This window comes from Aeromicrobium sp. REDSEA-S32_B7 (genome assembly GCF_001626145.1).
Taxonomy (GTDB): Bacteria; Actinomycetota; Actinomycetes; order Propionibacteriales; family Nocardioidaceae; genus Aeromicrobium; species Aeromicrobium erythreum.
Map to the genome: position 1 here is coordinate 1 of NZ_LUNF01000128.1, position 9,114 is coordinate 9,114.

The 9,114-nt window shown below is 70.6% G+C and carries 11 protein-coding genes and 1 tRNA gene; 4 read left to right on the forward strand and 8 right to left on the reverse strand.

Annotated features, from left to right (window positions below):
* Both A6Q79_RS09225 and A6Q79_RS09230 read right to left on the reverse strand, forming a co-directional pair.
* Positions 1–545: efflux RND transporter permease subunit (locus A6Q79_RS09225; RefSeq protein WP_317697912.1), on the reverse strand; the 545-nt coding region annotated here is incomplete at its 3' end.
* Positions 546–729: 184 nt separating this feature from the next.
* Positions 730–1,311: an HAD-IC family P-type ATPase gene (locus A6Q79_RS09230; protein ID WP_317697914.1), complete on the reverse strand. Its 582-nt coding sequence runs from the start codon at positions 1,309–1,311 to the stop codon at positions 730–732.
* Positions 1,312–1,353: 42 nt separating this feature from the next.
* Between A6Q79_RS09230 and A6Q79_RS09235 the strand changes: the two genes are divergently transcribed.
* Both A6Q79_RS09235 and A6Q79_RS09240 read left to right on the forward strand, forming a co-directional pair.
* Positions 1,354–2,208 carry an aldehyde dehydrogenase family protein gene (locus A6Q79_RS09235; protein ID WP_317697916.1) on the forward strand — a complete coding sequence of 285 codons (855 nt, stop codon included), beginning with the start codon at positions 1,354–1,356 and terminating at the stop codon, positions 2,206–2,208.
* 40 nt (positions 2,209–2,248) lie between these two features.
* Positions 2,249–2,491, forward strand: coding sequence for a hypothetical protein (locus A6Q79_RS09240; protein ID WP_286689583.1), 243 nt, complete (start codon positions 2,249–2,251; stop codon positions 2,489–2,491).
* A gap of 50 nt (positions 2,492–2,541) precedes the next feature.
* On the opposite strand, the gene A6Q79_RS09245 is transcribed toward A6Q79_RS09240, so the two are convergent.
* The 3 genes from A6Q79_RS09245 to A6Q79_RS09255 form a co-directional block, all read right to left on the reverse strand.
* A complete protein-coding gene (locus A6Q79_RS09245; protein WP_286689584.1) occupies positions 2,542–2,745 on the reverse strand; it encodes a DUF4177 domain-containing protein in 204 nt (67 codons plus the stop codon).
* Between the two features lie 315 nt (positions 2,746–3,060).
* Positions 3,061–3,702, reverse strand: a complete 642-nt coding sequence (locus A6Q79_RS09250; RefSeq protein ID WP_286689585.1) for a hypothetical protein — start codon at positions 3,700–3,702, stop codon at positions 3,061–3,063.
* Between the two features lie 111 nt (positions 3,703–3,813).
* Positions 3,814–4,347: an Lrp/AsnC family transcriptional regulator gene (locus A6Q79_RS09255; RefSeq protein ID WP_286689586.1), complete on the reverse strand. Its 534-nt coding sequence runs from the start codon at positions 4,345–4,347 to the stop codon at positions 3,814–3,816.
* A 114-nt stretch (positions 4,348–4,461) separates the two neighbouring features.
* On the opposite strand from A6Q79_RS09255, the gene ald reads away from it, so the two are divergent.
* The gene (gene ald, locus A6Q79_RS09260; RefSeq protein WP_286689587.1) at positions 4,462–5,577 is read left to right on the forward strand and encodes an alanine dehydrogenase; all 1,116 of its coding nucleotides are present in this window, start codon (positions 4,462–4,464) and stop codon (positions 5,575–5,577) included.
* Between the two features lie 77 nt (positions 5,578–5,654).
* On the opposite strand, the gene A6Q79_RS09265 is transcribed toward ald, so the two are convergent.
* The gene (locus tag A6Q79_RS09265; RefSeq protein WP_067854653.1) at positions 5,655–7,280 is read right to left on the reverse strand and encodes an ATP-dependent DNA helicase RecQ; all 1,626 of its coding nucleotides are present in this window, start codon (positions 7,278–7,280) and stop codon (positions 5,655–5,657) included.
* Between the two features lie 101 nt (positions 7,281–7,381).
* On the reverse strand, positions 7,382–7,747 hold the full coding sequence (locus tag A6Q79_RS09270) for a MerR family transcriptional regulator (RefSeq protein WP_067854650.1): 366 nt from the start codon (positions 7,745–7,747) through the stop codon (positions 7,382–7,384).
* A 55-nt stretch (positions 7,748–7,802) separates the two neighbouring features.
* Between A6Q79_RS09270 and A6Q79_RS09275 the strand changes: the two genes are divergently transcribed.
* On the forward strand, positions 7,803–8,669 hold the full coding sequence (locus A6Q79_RS09275) for an alpha/beta fold hydrolase (RefSeq protein ID WP_067854647.1): 867 nt from the start codon (positions 7,803–7,805) through the stop codon (positions 8,667–8,669).
* A 91-nt stretch (positions 8,670–8,760) separates the two neighbouring features.
* On the opposite strand, the gene A6Q79_RS09280 is transcribed toward A6Q79_RS09275, so the two are convergent.
* Positions 8,761–8,842, reverse strand: a tRNA-Tyr gene (locus tag A6Q79_RS09280).
* Positions 8,843–9,114: the final 272 nt, after the last annotated feature.

A 9,114-nucleotide genomic window follows, 5' to 3' on the forward strand; every position in this document is an offset into this window, starting at 1 on the left:
GTCCGGTTCGTCCCGACCGAGATTAGCGTCTCGCCGAGCGCGTTGGCGCTGCTCGCGTTCCCGAGGATACGCACCGCCTGCTCGGAGCCCGCGACCTCCATCCGGCCGCCGGCCGCATTGACATTGAGCTGGACGAGCTGGGTGTTCACCGCGGCGGCGGTAAGGCCGTAGGCGCGCATGCGTTCGGGGTTGAGGATGACGCGGATTTCGCGGCTGACGCCGCCCCGGCGATAGGCGTCGCCCATGCCGGGGACCGCGATCAGCCGCTTCGCGACGACATTGTCGACATACCAGCTCAATTCCTCGAGCGTCATATCGGTGGCCGAAGCCGACCAATAGGCAAGCGTGTTGCCCGAGGTAGAGAGGCGGATAACCTGCGGTTCGAGGATGCCGTTCGGCAGGTTGCTGCGGATCTGGGTGATCTTGTCGCGAATGTCAGTCACCGCCCGGTCGATCGGCGTGCCGATCGCGAACTGGACGAAGGTCTGCGACTGGCCTTCGGTAACCGTCGAATTGAGCTCGTCGATCCCCTCGATCGTCCGCACCGCCGCCTCGACACGCTGCGTGACCTCTGGACCCCCATCATGAGGAAGGAGACGATGCCCGCCACCGTCAGACCGAAGAACATGACGAGCGGCGGGATCGGGTTCCGGATGGACCAGGCCGAGATATTCTTGAAGTTCATCCTCTCTCCCCCTTCCGGTTCGATCCCACCGCGACTGTGCGCCCTCAGCCCATGCTGCGATCGCGATAGGCGAGCAGGCGAAGCGCGTTGGCGACGACGACGAGGGTCGAGCCTTCGTGCGCCGCGACCGCCGCACCGATTCCGAGTCCGAAGATCGTCGCCGGCACGAGGACCACGACGACGCCGAGGCTGACCACCAGATTCTGGCGGATGATGCGGCGCGTCTGGCGGCTAAGTCCGATCGCGAACGGCAGATGAGCGAGGTCATCGGCCATCAGCGCGACGTCGGCGGTTTCGAGGGCAACATCGGACCCCGCGGCGCCCATCGCGATCCCGACGGTGGCGCTCGCCATCGCCGGTGCGTCATTGACGCCGTCACCGACCATGGCGACCGGCTGCTGCGCCTTGAGGTCGCGAATGGCGTCGACCTTCTGATCGGGCATCAGGTCGCCCCAGGCCTCGTCGATCCCGACCTCGGCGGCAATCGATTCCGCGACCTTCTGGTGATCGCCCGAAATCATGATCATCCGGCCGATGCCGAGCTCGCGCAGTTTGGCGATCGCGGTGCGCGCCGCTTCGCGCGGCGTGTCCATCAGACCGATCGCGCCAAGATCGCGGTCGCCCATACGAACGACCATCGTCGTGCGGCCCTGCTCGCGGAGGCCGGCGTGCCCGACGGCGTCGTCAACGTCGTGCCCACCACCGACGCGGCAGGCGTCGTCGGCCACTGGCTCGGCGACCCGCGCGTCCGCAAGATCTCGTTCACCGGGTCCACCCGGGTGGGCTCCATCCTCCTGGGCCAGGCGGCGGAGCGTGTCGTCAACGCCTCGATGGAGCTGGGCGGCAACGCACCGTTCGTCGTGGCCGACGACGCCGACCTCGACGCCGCCGTGGCCGGGGCGATGGTCGCCAAGTTCCGCGGCGGCGGGCAGGCCTGCACGGCCGCCAACCGGTTCTACGTGCACGCCGACGTCGTCGACGCGTTCGTCGAGCGCTTCGGAGCCGAGGTCGAGCAGCTGACGGTCGGTCCGGCACGGTCGGGCGCGGCGGTCGGCCCGCTGATCTCCGCAGCCGCCGTCGAGACGCTCGCCGACGTGGTCGGCGACGCCGTGGTCGCCGGGGCCCGGATCAGCCACCAGGCGCCCGTCCCCGATGCGCCGGGCCACTTCTTCGCGCCGACCGTGCTGGTCGACGTCCCCGCCGACGCCGCGATCCTCGACCACGAGCTGTTCGGGCCGGTCGCGCCGATCGTCACGTGGCGCACCGACGAGGAGCTGCTCGCCCTCGTGAACGCGAGCGAGATGGGGCTGGCCTCCTACGTCTTCTCCGGCGACCTGCAGCGAGCGATCCGCCTCGGGGAGGCGTTCGACGCCGGCATGGTCGGCGTGAACCGCGGGCTCGTCTCCGACCCCTCCGCCCCGTTCGGCGGGGTGAAGCAGAGCGGCCTCGGCCGCGAGGGCGCCCGCGAGGGCCTGGCGGAGTACACCGAGACGCAGTACCTCAGCGTCGACTGGCCGGGCTGACCCGACGATTCACGCGGGCGTGGCGGGGAACGATGCAGGCATGAGCGAACCGCAGACCGTCACCCCACGCCACCTCCGCAACCTCCTCGCCGCGTCACCCGACTGCTTCCTCGGGCTCGTCGAGGGCGAGGTCAGGGTCGTGGACGGGGGTGACGACGAGGGAGCCCTCGAGATCGTCTCCGCCGCCGACCTGCGCGACCGGGTCGGCGACGACCCGGACGACGACGTGCTCGCGGACGAGGCGGAGTCGCTCACCGTCGCCACCCAGCAGCTCGGCGGGTAGCCGTGCTGGCGACGGGGAACGACGAGCCCGAGCGCTAGGCCGGCCCTCGCTCAGAGCTTCTCGAAGACCATCGTCGCCTGGATGCGGTCGCCGCCACCCAGCCCTGAGCTCTTCGCCGACGCCGTGGTGATGGTGTGCAGGCGGTAGCCCTGCGCCGCCTGGGCGTTGATCGCACTCTCCAGCTCGGACAGGTTGCCCGACTTGGTGCCGAGGAACTTCTCCTTGAGCGTCACCTGCAGGACCACGTAGTTCATCGTCGACACCTCTCGTCACGGGAGCGCGACGGTCGCGGTCCTCAGCGGATGTCTACCGCCGCGAAGGGTCCGAGCGTGGGCGAACGGGCGAAGATCCGCCAAATCGTCACGTCAGTTCAGCCCAGCCCCGACCCCGACCCGCGCACGTGCTCGAACACCAGGCTCGTCTCGGTCGACGTGAACTCCCGCGAGGCGCTGAGGTGGTCGATGGGACGGGTGGCTGGCGGAGGCCCGGGGTCTACTTCTGGAACCTTCTCCCTCGCGGGACCCGTGGCAACCCTTACCGTCCAGTCGGCCAGCTGAGCATCGACGATTTTAGCCTCGTACCGTCGTCACGACGTATCCGAAGCGGTTGGTGACGACGGCCCTTCCCGTCCTACCGCCGACGTTGACGTCGAAGGCATACGTCCCTCGCCAGTCGTACTTCGTGTTCTTGCTATGGCTCGAGCAGCTCCAATGGAACTCATAACGCGCTCCTACGCCCCGCTTGTCGTAGGTGCAGTTCACCGGTGTTCTCCTTCCCACGGCGGTCCTACCACCGACAGCCACCGCTCTCAGACCGCTCGAAAGCCTGAAGTGGAACTGGACGGGAAGCTTGGTGTTGGCGTAACGGACCTGCGCCGTGAACCTCCCCTGAGAGTCGCTCGCCGTGAACGTCGGCGAGTCGAGTGTGAAGGTCTTGTATCCCCCGACCGCTTCGCTCGCCATGACGGTTGCACCGTCGGCTGATCGAACGGACATCGTCGCGCACCGGTCGTCGTCCGCCCCGACATCCTCCGCGACCTCAAGCGCATCGCGCGCAGTCCCATGGTCCAGTGCGATGAAAATCGTCGATACGAACGGGCACTCTCCAAGGCCCGGCGGATCGTCCGGCTCTGCTGCCGGGGCAGACCCCGCTGGAAGGAGTGCCAGCATCAACACCAGTGACCCACCCACTGCGGCACACCCCTTGAACACGAGTTCCTCCTACACCTTCTGCCGCAGCGTCGTGACCACTCCGTGCGACTCAGTCCGGTCCACATCGCCAAGGGCAGACCACACTCACGTCGACCGTCAAGATCCAGGAGCTCAGACGGAACGGACGTCCCAGGTCGACGCCGAGCCCCGCACGTGCTCGAACACCAGGCTCGTCTCGGTCGACGTGAACTCCCGCGAGGCGCTGAGGTGGTCGATGACGAAGGCGCGCAGGGCGTCCGGCGACGGGAGCGCGACCTGGATGAGGAAGTCGTCGTCGCCGGCGAGGAAGAAGACGTTGAGCACGCCGGGCAGCGCGGCGAGCCGGGGCGCGACCGAGCCGATGTCGGCGCGGGCCGCCGGCTGCAGCCGCACGGCGATCATCGCCTGGATGGGCCGACCGACGGCGGCAGGGTCGAGGTCGGCGTGGAAGCCGCGGACCACCCCGCTCGACACCAGCCGCCGCAGGCGCAGCGAGCACGTCGACGGCGCGATGCCGACCCGCTCGGCCAGCACGTTGTTCGGCACGCGGGCGTCGTCGGCGAGCACGTCGAGGAGCCGACGGTCGATGTCGTCGAGCGTGATGGCGCGCGAGCCGGTCGCGCTCGTGCCCGAGCCGTTCGACGGACCGCCCGCGACACCAGCCATGGACGAACGATAGTCGGCACCAGCGCCCCATCTCGACGATCGTGCGGACTTTTCTCCGACGGGGGGCCGGAATCTCCAGGATGGTCACCACCAGTCGATCGTCGAAGGAGTGCCATGCGCGTCGGAGTGCCGAAGGAAGTCAAGAACCACGAGTACCGCGTGGCCCTCACGCCCGTGGGCGTCCACGAGCTCGTGGCCCACGGGCACGACGTGCACGTGCAGAGGGGCGCGGGTCTCGGCTCGTCGATCACCGACGAGGAGTACGAGCGGGCGGGCGCACGCCTCCTCGACCGCGCGGAGGACGTCTGGGGCGAGGCCGAGATGGTGCTCAAGGTCAAGGAGCCCATCGCGTCGGAGTACCCGCTGCTGCGCGACGACCTGACCCTCTTCACCTACCTGCACCTCGCGGCCGACCGCCCCCTCACCGAGGCGCTCGTCGACGCCGGCACCACCGGCATCGCCTACGAGACCGTGCAGCTGCCGAGCGGCGGCCTCCCGCTGCTGTACCCGATGTCGGAGGTGGCCGGATGCCTCGCGCCGCAGGTCGGCGCGCACTCGCTGCTCAAGGCGCAGGGCGGACGCGGCGTGCTGCTCGGTGGCGTGGGCGGTGTCACCAACGCCAAGGTGGTGATCATCGGCGCGGGCGTCTCCGGCCAGAACGCCGCCAACATCGCGCTCGGCATGGGCGCCGACGTCACCCTCCTCGACACCGACCTCGAGAAGCTGCGCATGTCGTTCTGGCGCTACAACAACCAGGTGCACGGGCTCGCGTCGTCGACCTACGTCCTGGAGGAGCAGGTCCGCCAGGCCGACCTGGTCATCGGCGCGGTGCTGGTCGCCGGCGCGGCCGCCCCGAAGCTGGTGAGCAACGACCTCGTCGCGCAGATGAAGCCGGGGTCGGTGCTCGTCGACATCGCCGTCGACCAGGGCGGCTGCTTCGAGGACACCCGACCGACCACGCACGACGACCCCACGTTCACGGTGCACGGCTCGACGTTCTACTGCGTGGCGAACATGCCCGGCGCCGTCCCGCACACGTCGACCTACGCGCTGACCAACGCGACGCTGCCGTACACGGTGGCGCTCGCCGACCACGGCTGGCGCGAGGCCCTGCGCGCCGACGCGAGCCTGGCCAAGGGCCTCAACACCCACGCCGGCTCGGTCACCAACACCCCCGTGGCCGAGGCGCACGGACTCACCCCGGCGTCGCTCGAGGAGGCGCTGGCCTAGACCTCCCCCGTTGCGGAACGTCATCGCCCTTTCTTAGGACGAGAACGGGCGATGACGTTCCGAAACGAGGGAACTGCTCACGCGGGCTCGGGCTCGGCCTCCGGCTCGTCGAGCAGGTGCGACGCCTCCACGAAGTCGCGCGAGAGGGTCTTGTAGCCCTCGTGGTCGAACAGCACGGTCACGTGCTCGGCGTCGGCGTCGACGACGGCGCCCGGGCCGAAGGTCGGGTGCTCCAGGTGGGCGCCATGAGTGCCTGCGTCCGCGGACTCGACGACGCCCTCGAGGCAGCGGTCGCACACACCGCAGTCGTCGGCCTGCTGGCCGAAGTACCCGGCGACCCATGACCAGCGGCAGCGGCGGGTCTCGGCGTACTCGCGCACCATCTCCACCCGCGACTCCTCCAGCCGACGCCGTTCCTCCGCGCGCTCGACCAGCTGCTGCGCTGTCACGTCGTCCAGGCTCTCGTCCAGGTCGAGGAGGTTGAGCACGCGCGCCGCCGTGGCCCGACCGACCCCGGCGGACTCCGCGACCTCGCGCGGATCGGTGCCGACGTCGCGCGCCGCCCGCAGCACCTTCGAGACCGTGCCCCGCTTCGGCACCGCGGCCGCGAAGAAGCGTCCGAGGGCGCGGTCCTCCGGACGGTGCACGAGCGTGGCGACGGCGGGCTCCCCGTCGCGGCCCGCGCGTCCGGCCTCCTGCACGTAGGTGTCGACGGACGCCGGCGCACCGGCGTGCACGACCCAGCGGACGTCGGGCTTGTCGATGCCCATGCCGAACGCCGAGGTCGCCACGACCACCTCGACCTCGTCGGCGAAGAAGGCGTCCTGCACCTCCTGACGACGTCTGCGCGACAGGCCCGCGTGGTACGCCACGGCGTCGCGCCCCTCGGCGACCAGCAGGTCCGCCACCTCCTCCGCCGCTCGGCGCGTCCGGGTGTAGACGAGGGCCACGCCCTCGCCGACGCACTCCAGCACCTGGCGGCGCACCGCGTCGTCGTCGGACGCCTGACGCACCCGCAGCTCCAGCGTCGGCCGGACGATCGACGTCGAGACCAGGGTCGGGTCGTGCATGCCGAGCCGCTCGGAGATCGAGTCGAGCACCGGCGGCGCGGCCGTCGCGGTCAGCGCCAGGCGGACGGGCCGCCCCGACCTGTCACCGTCCGACCCGTCACGCCCCGACTCGTCGCCGCCGGAGGCGTCGAGCCGCGTGAGGAGCTCGCCCAGTCGCAGGTAGTCGGGCCGGAAGTCGTGCCCCCACTCCGACACGCAGTGCGCCTCGTCCACCACGACGAGGCCAGGCGGGCAGGCGGCGAGCGCGTCGGCCACCTCGTCGTTGGCGAGCTGCTCGGGCGAGAGGTAGAGGTAGTCGACGGAGCACGCGGCGACGTCGTCGAGCAGCGCCTGGCGCCTGCGACTGCGCACGGAGCCGTCGAGGCACTCGGCCCGGACGCCCTCGGCCTCCTCGGCGTGCGCCTGCTGGTCCGACTGCAGCGCCAGGAGCGGCGAGACGACGAGCGTCCAGCCGCCCGCGCACCGTCCGGCGACGAGGTAGACCAGCGACTTGCCCGACCCCGTCGGCGCGAGCACGACCGTGTCCCGCCCCGAGCACGCCGCGTCGATCGCCTCGGCCTGCCAGTCCTCGAGCCGTTCCACCCCGAACAGCCGAGCGATGTCGTCGTGGCTGCAGCGCGTCGTCCCCGTCATGGATCGACGGTAGGTCGGGTCGGGCGAGGCCGCCCCTCGACGTCGGGTGACGAACTCGCACGCGTGACGAGGGCCGTCGTGGGTACACGGCCGCGCGGCGGTCAGTCGGACGGAAAGGCCGAGCAGCGCTCGCACCGGCTCATCAGGTCGTGCTCGCACGTGAGCACGTGCGTGAGGAAGGCCTCGGCCGCGTCGAGCTCGGCTCTCTGGCGTCGCAGGTGCTCGAGGTGCTGCGCGATGACGTCGTCCCGGCCCTCCGCGTCGCGGTGCAGGACCAGCCGGATCTGCCACAGGCGCAGGCCGACGCGCTGGCACGACCGGACGATCTCGAGACGGTGCAGATGCTCGTCGGTGTAGACGCGGTGCCCGGCAGGCGTGCGGTCGGGCACGACAACGCCCTCGTCCTCCCAGTGCCGCAGGACGTGGGCTGCGACGCCGACCCGCTCGGCGGCTGCTCCGACTCTCACGGGACCATCGTGCCACCTTGACTTCAGGTCGACCTGAAGTCCTAGCGTGCGACGCATGTCCCCTCCCGGCCGTCTTCCTGCACCGCGGTACGTCGACCTCGACGGGGTCCGCGTCGCCACCTACGTCCTCGAGCCGTCGCGGACCGAGCCCGTCGGCGACGTCGTCCTGTGCCACGGCACGCCGTGGTCGGCGGCGGTGTGGGCGCCCGTCGCGCACGCGCTCGCGGCGACCCACCGCGTGCTGCTGTGGGACATGCCCGGCTACGGCGCCTCGATCCCCACCGGTCCCCCCGGACAGGACCCGGCGGTCGACCTCGAGGCGCAGCGACGCCGGCTCGTGACGCTCCTGCAGCACTGGGACCTGAGGGCCCCGCACGTCGTCGCGCACGACGTCGGGGGCGCCGTGGCCCTCGGAGCGCACCTGCTCGAGGGGTCGGCGTTCGCGTCGCTGTACCTGCTCGACGTCGTGACGCTCGACCCGTGGGGCTCGCCGTTCTTCCGGCTGGTCGCGGAGCACGAGGCAGTGTTCGCCGCCTTGCCCGCGCCGCTCCACGCAGCCCTCGTGCGGGAGTACGTGGCTGGCGCCATCCGGGGGTCGCTCGACGCCCACCAGGTCGACGAGCTCGTCGCCCCGTGGACCACCCCGCACGGCCAGCGCGCCTTCTACGCACAGGTCGCACGGCTGGGCCCCGCCCACACGCGGCCGGTCGTCGAGCGGCTCGGGCACACGCGCTGTCCGGTGCGCGTCGGCTGGGGTGAGCAGGACCCGTGGCTCCCGGTGGAGCAGGCGGACGAGCTCGCGGACCGGCTCGCGGGCCCCGTCGACGTGTTCACGCTCCCCGGGGCCGGGCACCTGGTGCCCCTCGAGGCACCGGACCTCCTCGTCGACGACCTCAGGCTCTGGCTCGCCCACGTCCGATGACGGCACTGGCGTCGGAGAACGTCGGGGACAAACCCGACGGCCCCGGCGGGCTCTCGCCCGACGGGGCCGTCGGTTCCAGCGTCTGGCGCTGTGGCAGGTAGAGGATTCGAACCTCTGAAGGCAATGCCGGCTGATTTACAGTCAGCTCCCTTTGGCCGCTCGGGCAACCTGCCAAGGGTGTCGACCACCGAGGTGGGCAACGACGAGAAACCATACCGCAGGCGGCTCGCCAGGGCCCAACCGGATCCGTCCGTCCGCAGGGTTGACAATCTACAACCGTTTGGTTGTAGATTGTGGTCATGAACAGCGAGCAGGACGAGGACCGGGCCGACGCCCTGTTCCACGCCCTGGCCGACCGGACCCGACGCGACATCCTGCGGCGCGTCCTGGCCGGCGAGCACTCGGTGAGCACCCTCGCCGAGCGCTACCCGATGAGCTTCGCGGC

Excerpts from the sequence above, each read along its gene's own strand:
- A6Q79_RS09230 (WP_317697914.1), bottom strand. The coding sequence starts at position 1,311 with ATGGGCGACCGCGATCTTGGCGCGATCGGTCTGATGGACACGCCGCGC.
- A6Q79_RS09240 (WP_286689583.1), top strand. The coding sequence starts at position 2,249 with ATGAGCGAACCGCAGACCGTCACCCCACGCCACCTCCGCAACCTCCTC.
- A6Q79_RS09245 (WP_286689584.1), bottom strand. The coding sequence starts at position 2,745 with ATGAACTACGTGGTCCTGCAGGTGACGCTCAAGGAGAAGTTCCTCGGC.
- A6Q79_RS09255 (WP_286689586.1), bottom strand. The coding sequence starts at position 4,347 with ATGGCTGGTGTCGCGGGCGGTCCGTCGAACGGCTCGGGCACGAGCGCG.
- ald (WP_286689587.1), top strand. The coding sequence starts at position 4,462 with ATGCGCGTCGGAGTGCCGAAGGAAGTCAAGAACCACGAGTACCGCGTG.
- A6Q79_RS09265 (WP_067854653.1), bottom strand. The coding sequence starts at position 7,280 with ATGACGGGGACGACGCGCTGCAGCCACGACGACATCGCTCGGCTGTTC.
- A6Q79_RS09275 (WP_067854647.1), top strand. The coding sequence starts at position 7,803 with ATGTCCCCTCCCGGCCGTCTTCCTGCACCGCGGTACGTCGACCTCGAC.